The following is a 16,858-nucleotide window of genomic DNA, read 5'->3' as shown; positions in this document are numbered from 1 at the left end:
CTAGCGGGGCTGGTTTTCCGGATTTTCTTGCGGTGCTTGCGGCGGCGTTTTGCCGAGCGCCATACGCGCCGCCGCCCGGTGTTTCTCCGTCAGATGGCCGGAGACGACGGAGAGCGCCATCATCAGCACGGTCGCATCATCGGTGAAGCCGAAGGCGGCAATGACATCGGGAATGAAATCGGCCGGGGTGACGAAATAGGCAAGCGCGGCCAGCAATGTTGCGCGCACCCGCGCCGGCGTTTTGGGATCGAGCGCGCAGTAATAGGCGGCCGCCGCCTCTTCCGCGAAGGGCACGCGCCCGGCAACGCGCAGCAATTTGCGCCAGAAGCCTTTTTTCACGCGCGTGCGGTTCTGCGCCACGGTGGCGGGCAGTTGGTAGGCCGGATCTTCGAAATCCGGCAGGGCAGCGCTGTCGGGCCGTTTGCTCATGAGCGAAATGTGGGCCCGCAAAATGGCAAAGACAAGGCTGACTCGCTTACAGGAGCAGAGCGATGCTCTTGACATTCCGCCATATACGTGTATATACACTCTTATGAGCTTGAAAACCGCCGATCTGGCCTCGCCCGCCGCCTGTCTCTGCTTCAATCTGCGCCGCGCGGCGCGGCTGATTGCGCGCGATCTCGACGGGGCGTTGAAGCCTTCCGGTCTTGGCTCGGCCCAGTTTGCCGTTCTGGCGGTACTGGAAGAGGCAGGACCTCTTCCCATCGCCCAGCTTGCCGAAGCGCTTGGCACGGACCGCACGACGCTGACGCGCAATCTGGCGCTTTTGGAGCGGGACGGGCTCATCGCCTACCGGCAGGGCAATGACAAACGCCGCCGCATTGCAGCGTTAAGCGCTGAAGGCGAGAAGGCCTATCGCGCCGCGCTGCCGCTCTGGCGCGCCTTTCAGGAAAAGAAAGTGGCCGGGCTCGGCGCGGAGCCTGCTCAGCAGCTGCTTTCGCTTCTTTCTCAAGCGGCGGGCTGAGCCCCGCTTTTTATTTACCCCTAAATGTGTATATACACTTAAAGGAACCGCTCATGACCGACACCAATATGAAGGCCGCCGCACCGGCTTCCGGCCAGCCGCTTTTGAAACCGCTGGTCCTCATTCTGCTCGCCATTTGGGGCTTGACCGTCATGACCGCGGCAAAGAACGGCGTGTTCGATGCGGTGGGCGATCAGCCGCCCTTCGCCATCGTGGTGGCCGCGCTTCTGCCGCCCTCGCTCTTCCTTCTCGCCTACCGCTTGCTTGGCGGGGTGAAGGCCTGGGTCGGTGCGATCGATCTTGGCCTTGTGACGGCCGTTCAGGGCTGGCGCGTCGTGGGCGCTGCCTTCGTCTTTACCTGGGGCTACGGACTTCTGCCCGGCACCTTCGCCATTCCGGCGGGCTATGGCGACATTCTGGTGGGGCTCGCCGCTCCCTTTGTGGCGCTGATGATCTGGCAGAAAAGCGCGGGCTGGCGCACCGCCGCCTATGGCCTCATCTTTATCGGCTTCCTCGACTTCATCAGCGCCTTTGCTATGGGCGTGATCCTGCGGGAGAACGGGCCGGTCTATCAGACAGGCGATCTGCATACGGGGCTTCTGGCGGAATTTCCGCTCACTATGATCCCCTCCTTCCTGGTGCCGGTCTTCATGATCCTGCACATCATTGCGATCCTGAAACTGCGCGGGCGCTGATCCCCTCTATAGGTTCAAAAAAGGCCCGGCTCCGCGCTTTGCGAGGGCCGGGCCTTTCTTTAGGGAAACGTTGCGTCAAGCGCTCAAATCCCTTCTTTTCGGGCTGAAAAACTCGCCAAGCCCTTTGAAAATCTGCTAAATCGCATGCCAGCAAGAGCCGACATGAACGATAGCCGCCGCCGGTTTCCGGAAGCTCCGGGCCCAAGCGCGGCAGAACAGGGAGAAGCAGATGAAACTTGATTCCAATATCAGCGCCGTGATCACCGGCGGTGCCTCGGGCCTTGGTGAAGCAACCGCCCGCGCGCTCGCCGAAGACGGCGTGAAAGTCGCCATTTTCGACCTCAACGAAGAAAAAGGCGAAGCCGTTGCCAAGGAACTGGGCGGCGTGTTCTGCAATGTGAACGTGACGGACGAAGCCAGCGTCGATGCCGGTTTCGCCAAGGCGCGCGCGGCCATCGGCCAGGAGCGTATTCTGGTGAACTGCGCAGGCACGGGTAACGCCATCAAGACGGCAAGCCGCAACAAGGAAACGGGCGCGATCGACCATTTCCCGCTCGATAAGTTCAACCTGATCATCCAGATCAACCTCGTGGGCACGTTCCGCTGCATCGCCAAATCGGCTGCGGGCATGATGTCGCTCGATCCGCTGGAAGGCGGCGAGCGCGGCGCCATGGTCAACACAGCCTCCGTTGCCGCTGAAGACGGTCAGATCGGCCAGGCCGCTTATTCCGCCTCTAAAGGCGGTGTTGTCGGCATGACGCTGCCGATCGCCCGCGACCTGTCGCGCGAAGGCATTCGTGTGAACACGATCCTGCCCGGCATCTTCAACACGCCGCTTCTTGCCGGCGCGCCGGAAAAAGTGAAACAGGCGCTGGGCGCGCAGGTGCCGTTCCCGCCGCGTCTGGGTGAGCCGGCCGAATATGCGGCGCTCGCCAAGACCATGATCACCAATGGTTATTTCAACGGTGAAGATGTCCGCCTCGACGGCGCCATCCGCATGGCCCCGCGCTAAGCGGCGGAGGGAAGCAGCGCTTCCCGCGACTCCAAGAAAAGACAAAGGCCCGCGTCCGGCGCGGGTCTTTTGCATTTCAAGATGTGCTTTCTTAAGGGGCTTTAAGTGGTCACATCGACCTTGCCGCCGACACCGGGCGGCGTTGCCGCCTGCAGCGCTTCGGTGCTTTGCTGCAAAAGCGCGACCAGCGAGGCTTCCGCCTGATGCTGCTGCTTTTGAATGATCGTCGCAAGCTGAGCCTTGGTCTGGGCCTGATTGACGGCGACGGCGGTGGCGGCAAGTGAGCTCATGGGGAGAGCATGGACCGGACCTCTTAAGACCGTCTTAAGCTGCCTTCCCGGCTTTGCCTGCCAGCTTGTCCATGGCGCGGGCAAGGTGGATGTCCTTGTCCGTCACGCCGCCTGCATCATGGGTGGAAAGCGTGACTTCCACATTCTTGAAGACGTTGAACCATTCGGGGTGATGATCCGCCTTTTCGGCGATCAGCGCGATGCGGCTCATCCAGCCGAAGGCTTCGTTGAAATCCTTGAAGACATATTTCTTCGTGATCGCCTCGCGTCCGCGCACCTTGCTCCAGCCTTTCAGGCCGTCAAGCGCGGTCTTGAGGGCGGGGCCCTTCATCTTTTCCGGCGGCTGATTGGCTTTGTTCGGGACGCTCATAACTGCCTCCTTTTGTTTCACACTAGGATGGGGTTTTCACATTAAGGTGGCGTTTTCGCATTAGGATGGACGTGTTTTTTCCATCCTTCTTTTCATCCTTTCAAGGGAACGTATAAAGCATGGTCCGGGTTCTCTTTGTCTGTCTTGGCAATATCTGCCGCTCGCCTATGGCCGAAGGGGTGCTGCGCGTGAAGGCGCAAGGCGCGGGTCTTGCACTCGATGTCGCCTCTGCCGGTACTGGTGACTGGCATGTGGGTGAGGCGCCGGATCTGCGGGCGCAAGAGGCAGCCGCTACGCGCGGCTATGATATTTCCGAGCTGCGGGGCCGTCAGGTCACACGGGCGGACTTTTCGCGCTTCGATTATCTTCTGGCGATGGACCGCAAGAACCTTGCGCATTTGCAGCGCCTGACGCCCACAAGCTTCAACGGCACGCTGCGGCTCTTTCTCGATTATGCGCCGGATGCGCCTTTGCGCGAAGTGCCGGACCCTTATTTTGGCGGCGAAGACGGCTTTGCGCCGGTTCTCGATCTCATCGAAGAAGCGGCGGACGGGCTGATCAGGCACCTGCGAACATAGCTTCGAGAAACGCCTCTTCCTCCTCAAGCTCTTCTTCGTCGAGGCCGCCCGGATTGGTGAAGTCGTATGCGCGCTCGGTGATGTAAGGCCCGCCGCCCTGGCTGAGGCGGGAGGACATGAGCACGAAGCGGGAAACCGGAAAAGGCCCGGCGCGGAAGAGATTGTTGCGTTCGATATAGCGCATGACGTCCGCTGGGTCCGTGCCGCGCCGCAAACGGGCAAGCGTGGCATGAGGCGTATATTTGCGCCGGTCGGGGGCAAGGCCGGCGCGCTGCAGCGCCGTTTCCTGGCGGGCCTGCAATTGCATGAGGCCGGGATTGTCGGCAACGCGGGCCCAAACCGCATGGGGCTTGCGCCCGCCGAACTCGCCGATGCCGTCGAGCGTGATGTCGAAAGGCGCTGCATAGATGCCGCTCAAGGCCCGGTCGATGTCATGGGCCGTGTCTTCGGGCACCTCGCCGATAAAGCGCAGCGTGATATGCATCGCCTCCGGATCGATCCAGCGCGCGCCTTTCAGCCCGGATTGCAGGGCCGTCAATTGACCGGCAATGGCTAAGGGAATTTCGAGGGCAGTAAAAAGACGGATCATGGGGCCCTCCTCAAGAAATGCTCAAGGGATGCGGGCCTTTGCAGCCCGCGAATCAAAAAGGGACCTCTCGGTCCCTTTCAGAGTGCGCTTTGGCCATGTCGTTTTCAAGACAAAACCCCGCGCGGCTGCTTTCCCCTCAAGATGATGCGGAGAGTGTCTCCCTCACGGGCAGGGGTTGGGCTGTTCCTGATGGACGGCATTGATTTCTTTTTCAAGTTCCTCCGTCCACGGTATATCGGCCGAGCCGATGGCAAGCTTCAGCTGCTCCATGCTCGTTGCGCCGATAATGTTCGAGGTGACGAAAGGCCGGGTCGTTGCGAACTGATTGGCAAGCTGGGAGGCATCGAGCCCGTGCTTTTTGGCGATTGCCAGATACTTGTCGATGGTTGCCTCGGCAAACGGCGTTTCATAACGCTGCAGGCGGTTGAAAAGCTGTTTGCGTGAGCCTTTGGGCAGGGCGCCGTTCTGATATTTGCCGCTGAGATACCCTTGTGCGAGCGGTGAATAGGCAAGAAGCCCGACTTTCTCGCGCAAGGCGACTTCGGAAAGGCCGATCTCGAAGGTGCGGTTGAGAAGATTGTAGGCATTCTGGATGGACTGCACGCGCGGCTGGTTCTTTGCTTCCGCATGATGCAGGAATTTCATCGTGCCCCAGGGCGTTTCGTTCGAAAGGCCGATCCAGCGCACCTTGCCGGATTTTACGACCTCATCCAGCGCGTCCAGAATTTCTCCGATCGGGTTCACTTCCTCGCCCAGATGCTGGTAGCTCGTGCCGCCCGCGCCGAACATGGCCATGGGCCGGTCCGGCCAATGCAGCTGGTAAAGGTCGATATAATCCGTCTGCAGACGTTCAAGGGAGCTGTTCACCGCTTCCATGATCTGTGCGCGGGTCTGCTCGGTGGGCGAGCCGTCCTTGCGCAGCCAGTCGAAGGGTGCGCGGCCTGAGACTTTCGTTGCCAGAATGATTTTGTCGCGGTTCTTTTTCTTTTTGAACCAGGTGCCGATGATGCGCTCCGTCGACCCTTGCGTCTCTTTGCGCGGCGGCACGGCATACATTTCCGCCGTGTCGAAAAAATTCACGCCCTGCTCGACGGCGTAATCCATCTGCTCGTGGCCTTCGGCCTCCGTGTTCTGCTCGCCCCATGTCATGGTGCCGAGGCAAATAGCAGATACCTTTTGGCCGGTGCGGCCAAGCTCGCGATATTCCATGAATGTCCCCCTGTAGGTCTTATATTTGTCGCTGATTATTGTTGCGGCGAATGCAGCGCTCAGCCTTCCCCGTCTTTATGCGTGATTTCTTTTGCCGTTTCACCGGCAGGGGCGGCTTTTTCCCGCACCCGCGCGATCAATTTTTCGACGGCGGGGAAAATACGGTCCACCATCACCTCGATGCCTTCTTCATTGGGGTGCATCCCGTCGCCGAGATTGAGCGCCGGTTCCGCCGCTACTCCGTCGAGAAAGAAGGGATAAAGAAGCACGCCATATTCCTCGGCAAGATCCGGATAGATGGGATTGAAGGCCCGCTCATAATCGGCGCCCATATTGGGCGGGGCGAGCATGCCGGCAAGCAGCACGGCAATGCCGCGGCTCTGCAATTCCTCGATGATCGCGGCAAGGTTTTGGCGCGTAAGCTCAGGATCGATGCCGCGCAGGGCATCGTTCGAGCCAAGCTCCAGAATGACGGCATCGGTTTCAGGCCCGACGGCCCAATCAAGTCTTGCAAGCCCGCCCGAGGAGGTATCGCCGGAGACGCCGGCATTCATCACGCTTGTGTTATAGCCCTTTTCGGCAAGCTCTTTGCCGAGCTGTTCGGCAAAGCCCTTGCCCGGCGGCAATTGGTAGCCTGCCGTCAGGCTGTCGCCCAAAGCCACGATTTCCAAGGGTTCTTTAGGGGTTTCTCCCGCTTCCGCCCAAACTGGACCGCCCGGTATAATCCAGATCAGGGCGGCCAGCGTAAAAGCCAATGACTTTAAGCACTTGCCTGAATACTTGTATGCCGCTTTTAAGGCGCCATATGCGCTAGGATGCAGCGCGGCTTTAGCGCGGTATCCCGGGAGATGCGGAGGAGAATGGGTCACGTGGCGAATTCCATTATTGAACTGACCGGTGTCACTTTGACCCTGCCCAGCCTTGCAGGCGAGGTCAATATTTTGCGCGGCATCTCCCTTGATATAGCGCCGGGCGAGGCGGTTGGCATGGTCGGGCCTTCGGGCTCCGGCAAAAGTACGCTTCTTATGGTGCTGGCGGGGCTCGAAAGCCCGTCCGGCGGCTCCGTCAAGGTGGCGGGCGCGGAGCTTACCAAGCTCGATGAAGACGGGCTCGCCCGCTTCCGCCGGGATCATGTAGGCATTGTCTTTCAGTCTTTCCACCTGGTGCCCACCATGACGGCGCTGGAAAATGTCGCGGTGCCGCTCGAACTTGCGGGCAGAGCCGACGCCTTCGAGCGGGCCGAGGAAGAGCTGAAACTCGTGGGCCTTTCGCACCGGCTCGATCATTATCCCGGCCAGCTTTCAGGCGGCGAGCAGCAGCGCGTGGCGCTTGCCCGCGCCGTGGCAGGAGATCCTGAAATTCTGATGGCGGATGAACCGACCGGCAATCTCGATGCGGCGACGGGCGAGCAGATCGTCGAGCTGATGTTCGATCTGCACCGAAGGCGCGGCACGACCATGGTGCTCATCACCCATGACAATGAGCTTGCGGGCATGTGCGATAAGGTGGTGCGGCTGAAAGACGGCAAGGTCGAGAGCGTGCATCCGGGCGCCCGCCGCGCCGCCGCGCAATAGGCGCGCGTCCATGGCAGCTTCTCTTTCCTCTTTCGATGAATTCAAGATCGCGGCCCGTTTTGCCCGGCGCGAGCTGCGCGCGGGGCTGAAAGGCTTCCGCATCTTTCTGGCCTGTCTGATGCTCGGCGTTGCGGCGATTGCCGGTGTGGGCTCGGTTTCCTCTGCGCTTGTCGAAGGGCTCTCTCAGGAGGGCCAGACGATTTTGGGCGGCGATGTGAGCCTGCGCCTCATTCACCGGGAGGCGCGCAAAGATGAGCTTGCCTATTTGCGCGCAAGCGGCGCGGTCTCGCAGGTCATCGAGATGCGCGCCATGTCCCATGCGCCGGAAACCGATGAGCGCTCGCTGGTGGAGCTGAAAAGCGTCGATGATCTTTACCCGCTTTACGGGGCGCTTTCTCTTTCAAACGGCGCACGGCTTCAGGAGGCGCTCACCAAAAAAGAAGGGGTTTGGGGCTCTGTGGCCGAGCAGACCCTGCTCGACAGGCTCGGTATCGGTCTCGGGGACACCGTCAAGGTCGGCGATCTTGAAACGCAAATCCGCGCCATTATCGAGCGCGAGCCCGACAAGCTTTCGGGCGGCATGGCTTTCGGCCCGAGGCTTTTCGTAAGCGGGGAGGCGGTGCGCGCGAGCGGGCTTATCCGCCCGGGCTCACTTGCCCAGTTCCATTACCGTGTGAAATTGCCAGAGGCCCAGCGCTCCAATGCGGCGGTTGCCGCTTTTGTCGATGAAACGGAAAGCCGTTTCCCGCAGGCGGGCTGGCGCATTCAGGACCGCTCGGATTCCGCCCCATCCGTGCGCCGCTTCGTCAAGCGCGTTGCGCTCTTTCTTACGCTGGTGGGGCTCACTGCGCTCATTGTCGGCGGTGTCGGTGTCGGCAATGCGGTGACGAGCTATCTCGATTCCAAGCGTGAAGTGATTGCGACGTTTAAATGCCTCGGTGCGCCGGGCCGTCTTGTCTTCCGGCTTTATCTTCTGCAGGTGGTTGCGCTTTCGCTTATCGGCATTGTGCTGGGGCTTGGGCTCGGCGCGGCGGTGCCTTTCATCGTGCAAAGCGCGGCGGGCGATCTCATTCCCGTGCCCGCGCGCTTTGCGATTTATTCCGAGCCTTTGATGCTGGCGGCGGCATACGGGTTTTTGACGGCGCTTGCCTTTGCCATCTGGCCGCTTGCGCGGGCAAGGGAAATACCGGCGACGGGGCTTTTCCGCGACATCGTTGCGCCCGTGCGCCGCTGGCCGCGTCCGCCTTATGTGATTGCGACGGGCGGGGCGCTGCTTCTGCTTGCCGCGCTTGCCATTGGGCTGACCGATGAGCGGCTCTTTGCCGCCTGGTTCGTCATGGGCGCGGGGCTGAGCTTCATCGTCCTGCGCTTTACCGGCCAGGGGCTGATGTGGCTTGCCCGTAAAGCTCCCCGCGTACGCCAGCCGCAACTGCGCCTTGCCATCGCCAATCTGCACCGTCCCGGCGCGGCAACGCCGAGCGTCGTGCTCTCTCTCGGTCTCGGTCTCACGCTGCTTGTCACGGTCTCGCTCATCGACGGAAATATCGAAGCGCAGGTCAAAGGCGAGCTGCCGGACCGCGCGCCTTCTTTCTTCTTTGTCGATATCGGCCCGGAGCAGGTGGAAGAGTTCGAGCGCATCGTGAATGAGACACCGGGCGTCGAGGCGATGAACCGGGTGCCCATGCTGCGCGGGCGGATTACCGAAATCGCGGGCACGCACTCGGAAGACATGGACGTGCCGCCGAACGTCGCCTGGGCGCTGCAGGGTGACCGCGGCATTACCTATGCCGAAGAGCTGCCCGACAATTCCACCCTGGTGCGCGGGGAATGGTGGGGGCCGGGCTATGACGGCCCGCCGCTCGTCTCGCTCTCCGAGGAGCTTGCTGCCGGGTTCGGTATGGAAGTGGGCGATACGCTGACCGTCAATGTGCTGGGCCGTCCTTTAAGTGCGCGGCTTGCCAATACACGCGAGATCGACTGGCAATCGGTCGGCATCAATTTTGTCCTCGTCTTCTCGCCGGGCGCGCTTGCCGGGGCGCCGCACACGCATCTGGCGACCGTGACGATGGAAGCGGAAAACGAGCTGCAATTGCAGCGCGATGTCTCGCGCGCCTTTCCGAATGTGACGAGCGTGCGCGTCAAGGAAGCGCTGGAGACGATCAACGCCATGATCGAAAATTTTGCCGTGGCGGTGCGCGCCACCAGCATCGTCACGTTGAGCGCGGGCGTTCTCGTGCTGGCGGGCGCCATGGCGGCGGGGCACCGGCGGCGGGTCTATGACGCGGTGATCCTGAAGGTGCTGGGCGCCACAAGAGGCCGGGTGCTCGGCGCTTATGCGATGGAATATCTGGTGCTCGGGCTCGGCACGGCAGTCATTGCCTCGGGCGCCGGTGCGCTTGCCGCCTGGCTCGTCATTACCCAGGTGATGGAGGCGCCCTGGACCTTCCTGCCCTGGACATTGGCGGCGACGGTGCTGGGCGGGGCGGCGGCAACGCTCGGGCTCGGGCTTCTGGGCACCTATAGCGCACTTTCGGCAAAGGCCGCGCCGGTGCTGCGGGCGGAGTAGCGGTATAACTATCTGAAAAGAAAGAGCTTTAAGCCGGGCGTCGCGCCCGGCTTCTTTCTTCTTGAAACACATAGATATCTATTTTATATATACCTATGAAACCTCACAGGAGCCTGTCATGATCACCCGCCGTGCCCTTCTTCTTACTGGCGGTGCCAGCCTTGCCGTTCTGGGCGGCGCCGGTGCCTATGTTCTTTCCAAGGATATCGAGCCTGCCCGCGCGCCCTGGGACGCGGCGAGCCGGGGCTTCGGGGATATCCGTCTCGATGCGGCGGCCTATGCCATTCTCGCGCCCAATCCGCATAACAGGCAGCCTTGGGCAATCGAGCTGAAAGGCGAGGACCGGCTGGTGCTGACCTGCGACCTCGACCGTCTTCTGCCCGAAACCGATCCGCCGAACCGGCAGATCACGATCGGGCTTGGCGCGTTTTTGGAGCTTCTGCGTCAGGCGGCAGCGGAAAAAGGATATGAAGCACGCATCGCGCCTTTCCCGGAAGGCGAGCCTTATCCGCTGCTCGATGAGCGGCCCATCGCCGAGGTCGTCTTCACGCGCGCTGAAGTGACGCGCGATCCTCTTTTCGGGCAGGCGCTTGCGCGGCGCACCTTGCGGGATAATTTTTCATCGAAGCCGGTTTCGCCCGAGATACTGGCAAAGCTCCGGGCGCTTGCTTTTGACGGTGCCCCCAATTGGGCGGGCACGGCGCCGGGCAGCTTTGCCTGGAGCGTGGAAGAAGAGAAAGTCGAGGCGCTGAAAACACTCTGCCGGGAGGGCTGGGTTGCCGAGCTTTCAGCGCCTGCCCCTCATGCAGAAAGCACGAAGCTGACGCGGATCGGGGCGAGCGAGGTCAACGCCAACCCGGACGGCATTTCTCTTGCCGGTCCCATGATGGAAGCGATGCAGCTTGCAGGCCTTCTCAGCCGGGAAAAGATGGATGAGAAAGGCAGCCTTGCCCATCAAGGCACGCTTGATTTTTACAACGGCCTCATCGACAGCGCCGCCGCCTTCGGCTGGCTGGTAAGCCCGGCGAACACGCGGGCCGATCAGCTCCAAGCGGGGGCGGAGTGGGTGCGGCTTAATCTTGCCGCCACCAGGCTCGGCCTCGGGTTTCATCCCTTGAGCCAGGTGCTGCAGGAATTTCCGGAAATGGCGGTGCTTTATGAGCGCTGTCATGCCATGCTCGGCATTTCTGCGCCCGCACGCGTGCAAGGGCTCTTCCGCTTCGGTTATGCTGCCTTTCCCGAGCCTGCGCCCCGCTGGCCGCTGCAATCGAGATTGATCGCCTTATGACCGGCAAAGATGCCCCTTCCGTTCAAAAGCCCTCCCAAAAGGAGGCGGCCCCCGCCGGGCTGCCGGGGGATCCGCGCGCCTTTGCGGTGATGACGGAAATCAGCATCATCGCGCATCTGGCCGACAATCTGTTCGCCCGGGTTTTGCCGGACGGGATGACGGTCGCCCAGTTCGGGGTGCTCAATCATCTTTTGCGTCTGAAAAAAGAAGAAACGATCGGCGAGTTGGCGAGCGCCCATCAAGTCTCCCAGCCCACCATGTCTTCCACCGTGCGCAAGCTGGAAGACAAGAAACTGGTGCGCCTTGTGCCGGACGCGGGTGACCGGCGCGTCAAACGCGTGGCGGTGACGAAGGCGGGCGAGGCCATGCGCAGGGAAGCGGTTGCCCGGATGCGTCCCCTGGCAGGCGAGCTTCTCGGCCAGATTGGGGAAGAAGATTGGGCGCTTATTCACCCGGTGCTTACCCGGCTGCGGGTTCTGCTCGATCAGGCCCGGTGAGCGGGGTGCCGCTGCGACCGGTTTCTTCAGAAACCTTTAAAAATAAAGGGCTTTTTCCTTCTCCCTTGCCGAAGTTTCATCCGGTTGCGCTTGAAACGGCCACAATTCCAGACAATATTACTTGGGATTTCTTTCACTCCATGCAGAGAGGTGAAACACGCATGGCTGGTTTTGACGAACGCAGAGTCTATTCGGGCGCTGCAGGCACGCGCGCGCAGGGCGCTGAAATCGATGCGGGCCTGCGCTCCTATATGCTGCGGGTCTACAACTATATGGCCGGCGCGCTCGCGCTGACGGGCGTGGTTGCTTACGCTTTCTTCCAGATGAGCGTGGCGCCGGGGGCCGATGGTGGCCTTGCCCTGACGCAGCTGGGGCAGACGCTTTATGCAACGCCGCTGAAATGGGTGGTGATGCTGGCGCCGCTTGCCATGGTGTTCTTCCTGTCGTTTCGCATCCATAAGATGAGCGTGGGCGCGGCGCAGACCACGTTCTGGGTCTATGCGGGTCTGGTGGGCGTGTCGCTGGCCACGATCTTCATGATCTATACGGGCAACTCCATTGCGCGGGTGTTCTTCATCACCGCGCTCTCCTTCGGCTCGCTCAGCCTTTACGGCTATACGACGAAGCGGGACCTGTCGGGTATGGGCTCGTTCCTCTTCATGGGCCTCATCGGCATCATCATCGCGATGGTGGTCAATATCTTCCTTGAAAGCTCGGCGCTGCAATTCGCGATCTCCGTGATCGGCGTGCTGATCTTCGCGGGCCTGACCGCCTATGACACCCAGTCGATCAAGGAAATGTATTACGAGGGCGACGGCCACGAAGTGGCGGCGAAAAAGTCGATCATGGGCGCGCTGCGTCTCTATCTCGACTTCCTCAACATGTTCCTCTTCCTGCTGCAGCTTTTCGGCAATCGGGAATAGCGGCAAGGACACACGAATGTGAGGAGAACCCCGGCATATGGCCGGGGTTTTTCTTTATCATCCGGCCATCTGCCATTCATCGAAACGGGGAGACCTCATGATCAAGGTGCACCATCTCAACGAATCGCGCTCGCAGCGCATCCTCTGGCTTCTGGAAGAACTGGAGCTGCCTTACGAAGTGGTGAAATATGAGCGCGACGCCAATACGCGCCGCGCGCCCGACAGTCTGAAAAAAGTGCATCCGCTCGGTAAATCGCCGGTGATCACTGACGGGGAAAAGACGGTTGCCGAGACCGGCGCGATCATCGAATACATCCTGCGCAAATACGGCAAGGGCAAGCTCATGCCGGCGCCCGATACGGATGACTATTTCACTTACGCGCAGTGGCTGCATTATGCCGAAGGCTCGGCCATGACGCCGTTCCTGATGACGCTCTTCAATGGCTTTCTGGGTGAAGCGGGCGCGCCGCTGCAGCCGATCCTCGATGCCGAATGTAAAAAGCAGCTCGACTATATCGACCTGACGCTCTCCAAGCAGCCTTACCTCATGGGCGCGGAGCTGACCGGGGCGGATATCAATCTTTCCTTCGTTCTGGAAGCGGCGGGCTCGCGCGGCTGGCTGAAGGAGTATCCGGCGCTCACCGAGTATGTGAAACGGCTGCAGGCCCGCGCGCCTTATCAGCGCGCGCTCGAAACCGGCGGGCCTTACAGTTTCGTCATGCAGGCCTGAGTTTTTCCTGCTTCAATAAAGACGGCCCGGAACTTCCGGGCCGTTTTCTTTAGAGATTGCCTCTCAGGCGCCGATCAGGCGGAACGTGTCTTTTTTCTTTTCCAGCACTTTGAGCACTTGGGCGAGATCATGCCCGCGCTTCAAAATCGCCCCGCTCATGGAGATCACGCAATAGGCGCCTTGCTTGGCGGCGAGCGCCGGGCGCTTTTCGACGCGGTAAAGCGGCATTTCGGCGGAGCGGCGGAAAATGGAAAAGGCGGCGCGGTCGCGCAGCATGTCGATGGCATAATCGCGCCATTCCCCTGCGGCGACCTGGCGGCCATAAACGCGCAACAGCAAATCGAGTTCCTTGCGGGTCCAGGAAATTTCGCGGTCCGGGGTTGCCGTGTCCCCGCTTGCCGCCCGGTAGCCGTTGCCGACGATCACAATGCTTTTTGCCATGGCCGAATGATCGCCCGCCTGCCGCCTGCTGACAAGCCGGAAGAGGTGTTTGCGTGCCGCTTTGGAACAGCGCGGGCAATGCTGTTTTTTGCAATCGGCAAAAGGATTTAGCGCGAAAATCGCGCCCCATGTGCGCAATCACAATATTGCCTTTTTTCAGCCCTTGGCCCGCCACATAAGACCGCCATCTTGCAATCGTTGCCTCACTGGCCCGGTTCGAGAGTGGTTCGGAATAGTCAGCCCCCCAGCCCCACCGAGCTGCAAACGAACCGGGTCAACCCTCTTCCCCTTGAGAGGCTGAGTTGCAAGGCCGGGCATGTGCCTCACGCCCAGCCGGGCAGAAACAAGCCAGACAGCAACCAGTCAGGCAGCAAGATGAAAGGCGTTCCAGCGGAGCGCCTTTTTTCATGCCCGCTTTCCTTTCCGCCTTTCTTCCCGTTCCGCTTTTCTTCTCTGGGGCCTTTTCGCGGGCGCGTCCTGCGTTATGCTGCCGCCAACGAAAATGAAAAACAGGGGAGGTGGCCATGCGGCTGCAAGACAGAGGCGCCATCGTCACGGGCGCGGCATCGGGGATCGGCAAGGCGGCGGCCGAGCTTTTCGCGTCCGAAGGGGCGAAGGTGCTTGCCGTCGATCTCGACGCGGACAAGGCCGCTAAGGCTCACGAGGGCAATGAGCGAATCACCGCGCTTGGTCAGGACGTTTCCGCACCGGACGCTGGCGAAAAGATTATCGGCGCGGCGCTCAAGGCTTTCGGCCGGATCGACATCCTGATGAACAATGCCGGGGTGGCGCTCGGCGCGCCGGTGGAAGAGTTTCCGGACGATTATTGGGACAAGACCCTGGCGGTGAATGTCACCGCGCATTTCAAGCTCGCCAAGGCCGCGATCCCGCATCTCAAAACCTCGCCTGCCGGGCGCATCATCAATGTGGCCTCGGTCATGGCGGACGGCACCGATTATGGGCTTGCCGCCTATTCCGCCTCCAAGGCCGGGGTGGCGGGCCTCACGCGCAATCTGGCGCTGGAGCTCGGGCGCTACGGCATTACCGCCAATTACATTCTGCCCGGCGCCATTCAGACCGGCATGACGGTGAATTTCGACGATCCGAAGATCGCGGAAATCTGGGCTAAGAAATCCCCGCTGAAACGGCTCGGTCAGCCCATCGATATTGCCCGCGGCGCGCTTTTCCTCGCCTCGGACGAGGGCGGCTTCGTCACCGGGCACGGGCTCAATGTCGATGGCGGGCTGATGCTCAGGGTTTGAACTCTTCCGCATCATGACCGATTGTTCACTTGAAGGGGGCAGGGGGCTCCTTTATCAAGATTTTCAATAAACTGTCCCGGTTTGCGTATGGTCCGGGGCCAGAAACAAGGCGGGTCCGACCGCCGGGGAGCGGGTTCTTTTGACGGCAGCGTCCAACTCCATGATCGCTATCGGTAATCTGGTAAAGAAATTCGGGCCGTTCACGGCGGTGGACGGGGTCAGCTTTTCCGTGGCGAAGGGAGAGGTTCTGGGCTTTCTGGGGCCGAACGGCGCAGGCAAGTCCACCACCATGAAAATGGTGACGGGCTATCTTGCCCCCACCGAAGGCTCAATCTCGGTCTGCGGCCACAAGATGGATGAGGAAACCCTCGCTGCCCAGCGCCTGATCGGTTATCTGCCCGAGGGCGCGCCAGCCTATACCGACATGACCCCGCTCGAATTTTTGCGCTTCATCGCGAATGTGCGCGGCCTGAAAGGGGCGGACGCGAAAGCGGCGATCGACAAGGCCGTGGCGCGCACGGAAATCGGCGGTGTTTTGGAACAGGCCATCGACACGCTCTCGAAAGGCTTCCGCCGCCGTGTGGGCCTCGCCCAGGCCATCCTGCACGATCCCGCCGTCCTCATCATGGACGAGCCGACGGACGGGCTCGATCCCAATCAGAAATATGCGGTGCGCAAGCTCATCGCGGAAATGGCGCCGGAAAAAGCCATCATCATTTCAACGCATATTCTGGAAGAAGTGGATGCGATCTGCACCCGTGCGCTGATCATCGACCGCGGGCAGATCGTGGCCGATGGCACGCCGGCCCAGCTTATGGCGCGCTCGCGCTACCACAATGCCGTTTCGCTGATCATGCCCGCCGCGCAGTCGGGCGGTGTCGCGGAAGTTCTGGGCGCGCTGCCGGGTGTTGCCGCCGTCGAAGCGCAGCCGCGCGGCGAGGATGCCGCTTTCACCGTCTTCCAGCCGCAAGGGGCCGAAGGTGATACACGCCTCATCGATGAGATCGCCAATCTTGCCAAAGAGAAGGGGTGGACACTGCGCACGCTTTACCGCGAGCCCGGCCGTCTCGATGAAGTGTTCCGCAGGCTCACAAGGCCCGATACGGAAACGGATGCGAGCGGGGAGGCGGCCTGATGCGGGAAATGTGGGCGATCTTCAAGCGCGAGCTGCAGGGCTATTTCGCCACGCCGCTGGCTTATGTCTTCATCATCATCTTTTTGTTCTGCACGGGCGCTTTCGCCTTTTATCTCGGCGGCTATTTCGAGCGCGAGCAGGCGGATCTGAAAACCTTTTTCGATTTCCATCCCTGGCTTTATCTCTTTCTCATTCCCGCCGTTGCCATGCGGCTTTGGGCGGAAGAGCGCCGGGTCGGCACGATCGAGCTGTTGCTGTCACTGCCGGTGCCGCTTTGGGCGGCGGTGCTGGGCAAGTTTCTGGCAGCCTGGGTTTTCATCGGTATTGCGCTGACGCTCACCTTCCCGATGTGGCTCACCGTTTCTTATCTCGGTGATCCCGATCACGGGGTGATCCTTGCAAGCTATATCGGTTCCTTCCTGATGGCGGGCGGGTACTTGGCCATCGGCTCGTGCCTCTCGGCGATCACCCGCAATCAGGTCATCGCCTTTGTCGTCTCTGTCGTCGTCTGTTTCCTTTTTACGGTGAGCGGGCTTCCCATCGTCATCGACTTCTTTGCCGTCTGGGCGCCGCAAGCGGTCATCACCACCATTGCCTCTTTCAGCTTCCTCACCCATTTCGATGCGATTACACGCGGCGTGATCGATCTGCGCGACATGCTCTATTTCGCCTCGCTGATGGGCGTGTGGCTGGTGGCGACGGCGGTCATCGTCGATATGAAGAAGGCGGGGTAGG

At 61.1% G+C, this 16,858-nt stretch carries 20 protein-coding genes; 13 read left to right on the top strand and 7 right to left on the bottom strand.

Annotated elements, in window-relative coordinates:
* Complete coding sequence (locus tag ACOQOT_RS15710; RefSeq protein WP_420560129.1) at positions 1-429, bottom strand: YkvA family protein; 429 nt, start codon at positions 427-429, stop codon at positions 1-3.
* A 103-nt stretch (positions 430-532) separates the two neighbouring features.
* On the opposite strand from ACOQOT_RS15710, the gene ACOQOT_RS15705 reads away from it, so the two are divergent.
* From ACOQOT_RS15705 to ACOQOT_RS15695, 3 genes are all read left to right on the top strand, one after another.
* Positions 533-964, top strand: coding sequence for a MarR family winged helix-turn-helix transcriptional regulator (locus tag ACOQOT_RS15705; RefSeq protein WP_420560128.1), 432 nt, complete (start codon positions 533-535; stop codon positions 962-964).
* A gap of 53 nt (positions 965-1,017) precedes the next feature.
* Positions 1,018-1,659, top strand: coding sequence for a hypothetical protein (locus ACOQOT_RS15700; protein WP_420560127.1), 642 nt, complete (start codon positions 1,018-1,020; stop codon positions 1,657-1,659).
* 229 nt (positions 1,660-1,888) lie between these two features.
* The gene (locus tag ACOQOT_RS15695; RefSeq protein WP_420560126.1) at positions 1,889-2,671 is read left to right on the top strand and encodes an SDR family NAD(P)-dependent oxidoreductase; all 783 of its coding nucleotides are present in this window, start codon (positions 1,889-1,891) and stop codon (positions 2,669-2,671) included.
* Positions 2,672-2,772: 101 nt separating this feature from the next.
* Here ACOQOT_RS15695 and ACOQOT_RS15690 read toward each other — a convergent pair whose 3' ends face one another.
* Both ACOQOT_RS15690 and ACOQOT_RS15685 read right to left on the bottom strand, forming a co-directional pair.
* Entirely contained in the window at positions 2,773-2,961 is a 189-nt protein-coding gene (locus ACOQOT_RS15690) for a putative motility protein (protein WP_420560125.1), read from the bottom strand.
* Positions 2,962-2,995: 34 nt separating this feature from the next.
* Positions 2,996-3,292, bottom strand: a complete 297-nt coding sequence (locus ACOQOT_RS15685) for a 4a-hydroxytetrahydrobiopterin dehydratase (protein WP_420561960.1) — start codon at positions 3,290-3,292, stop codon at positions 2,996-2,998.
* 158 nt (positions 3,293-3,450) lie between these two features.
* Here ACOQOT_RS15685 and ACOQOT_RS15680 point away from each other — a divergent pair, with 158 nt between their 5' ends.
* Entirely contained in the window at positions 3,451-3,909 is a 459-nt protein-coding gene (locus tag ACOQOT_RS15680) for a low molecular weight protein-tyrosine-phosphatase (RefSeq protein WP_420560124.1), read from the top strand.
* On the opposite strand, the gene thpR is transcribed toward ACOQOT_RS15680, so the two are convergent.
* The 3 genes from thpR to ACOQOT_RS15665 form a co-directional block, all read right to left on the bottom strand.
* A complete protein-coding gene (gene thpR / locus ACOQOT_RS15675) occupies positions 3,890-4,498 on the bottom strand; it encodes an RNA 2',3'-cyclic phosphodiesterase (RefSeq protein ID WP_420560123.1) in 609 nt (202 codons plus the stop codon). The genes ACOQOT_RS15680 and thpR overlap by 20 nt on opposite strands.
* Before the next feature lie 162 nt (positions 4,499-4,660).
* Entirely contained in the window at positions 4,661-5,707 is a 1,047-nt protein-coding gene (locus ACOQOT_RS15670; protein ID WP_420560122.1) for an aldo/keto reductase, read from the bottom strand.
* A 59-nt stretch (positions 5,708-5,766) separates the two neighbouring features.
* Positions 5,767-6,462, bottom strand: a complete 696-nt coding sequence (locus ACOQOT_RS15665) for an arylesterase (protein WP_420560121.1) — start codon at positions 6,460-6,462, stop codon at positions 5,767-5,769.
* 105 nt (positions 6,463-6,567) lie between these two features.
* Between ACOQOT_RS15665 and ACOQOT_RS15660 the strand changes: the two genes are divergently transcribed.
* The 6 genes from ACOQOT_RS15660 (at position 6,568) to ACOQOT_RS15635 (ending at position 13,285) form a co-directional block, all read left to right on the top strand.
* Positions 6,568-7,281, top strand: a complete 714-nt coding sequence (locus ACOQOT_RS15660; RefSeq protein WP_244444371.1) for an ABC transporter ATP-binding protein — start codon at positions 6,568-6,570, stop codon at positions 7,279-7,281.
* 10 nt (positions 7,282-7,291) lie between these two features.
* Complete coding sequence (locus ACOQOT_RS15655) at positions 7,292-9,847, top strand: ABC transporter permease (protein ID WP_420560120.1); 2,556 nt, start codon at positions 7,292-7,294, stop codon at positions 9,845-9,847.
* Positions 9,848-9,965: 118 nt separating this feature from the next.
* A complete protein-coding gene (locus tag ACOQOT_RS15650; RefSeq protein WP_420560119.1) occupies positions 9,966-11,135 on the top strand; it encodes an Acg family FMN-binding oxidoreductase in 1,170 nt (389 codons plus the stop codon).
* On the top strand, positions 11,132-11,632 hold the full coding sequence (locus ACOQOT_RS15645; RefSeq protein ID WP_420560118.1) for a MarR family winged helix-turn-helix transcriptional regulator: 501 nt from the start codon (positions 11,132-11,134) through the stop codon (positions 11,630-11,632). The genes ACOQOT_RS15650 and ACOQOT_RS15645 overlap by 4 nt, the downstream gene beginning before the upstream one ends.
* A gap of 161 nt (positions 11,633-11,793) precedes the next feature.
* Entirely contained in the window at positions 11,794-12,555 is a 762-nt protein-coding gene (locus ACOQOT_RS15640; protein WP_420560117.1) for a Bax inhibitor-1/YccA family protein, read from the top strand.
* A gap of 97 nt (positions 12,556-12,652) precedes the next feature.
* Positions 12,653-13,285: a glutathione S-transferase family protein gene (locus ACOQOT_RS15635; RefSeq protein WP_420560116.1), complete on the top strand. Its 633-nt coding sequence runs from the start codon at positions 12,653-12,655 to the stop codon at positions 13,283-13,285.
* A 63-nt stretch (positions 13,286-13,348) separates the two neighbouring features.
* Here ACOQOT_RS15635 and ACOQOT_RS15630 read toward each other — a convergent pair whose 3' ends face one another.
* A complete protein-coding gene (locus ACOQOT_RS15630; RefSeq protein WP_420560115.1) occupies positions 13,349-13,726 on the bottom strand; it encodes a DUF2794 domain-containing protein in 378 nt (125 codons plus the stop codon).
* Positions 13,727-14,250: 524 nt separating this feature from the next.
* Here ACOQOT_RS15630 and ACOQOT_RS15625 point away from each other — a divergent pair.
* The 3 genes from ACOQOT_RS15625 to ACOQOT_RS15615 all read left to right on the top strand — a co-directional run bounded on the left by ACOQOT_RS15625 (position 14,251) and on the right by ACOQOT_RS15615 (position 16,857).
* Positions 14,251-14,988 carry an SDR family NAD(P)-dependent oxidoreductase gene (locus ACOQOT_RS15625; protein ID WP_420560114.1) on the top strand — a complete coding sequence of 246 codons (738 nt, stop codon included), beginning with the start codon at positions 14,251-14,253 and terminating at the stop codon, positions 14,986-14,988.
* A gap of 139 nt (positions 14,989-15,127) precedes the next feature.
* Positions 15,128-16,123 carry an ABC transporter ATP-binding protein gene (locus tag ACOQOT_RS15620; RefSeq protein ID WP_420560113.1) on the top strand — a complete coding sequence of 332 codons (996 nt, stop codon included), beginning with the start codon at positions 15,128-15,130 and terminating at the stop codon, positions 16,121-16,123.
* Positions 16,123-16,857 (top strand): ABC transporter permease subunit, encoded by a 735-nt coding sequence (locus ACOQOT_RS15615; protein ID WP_045443192.1) that lies wholly within the window; start codon positions 16,123-16,125, stop codon positions 16,855-16,857. Before ACOQOT_RS15620 ends, ACOQOT_RS15615 begins: the two co-directional genes overlap by 1 nt.
* Position 16,858 lies beyond the last annotated feature (1 nt).

Origin of the sequence: Tepidicaulis sp. (genome assembly GCF_965222285.1) — a bacterium.
Classification (GTDB): domain Bacteria; phylum Pseudomonadota; class Alphaproteobacteria; order Parvibaculales; family Parvibaculaceae; genus Tepidicaulis.
This window is presented reverse-complemented; position numbering and strand designations above follow the sequence as displayed.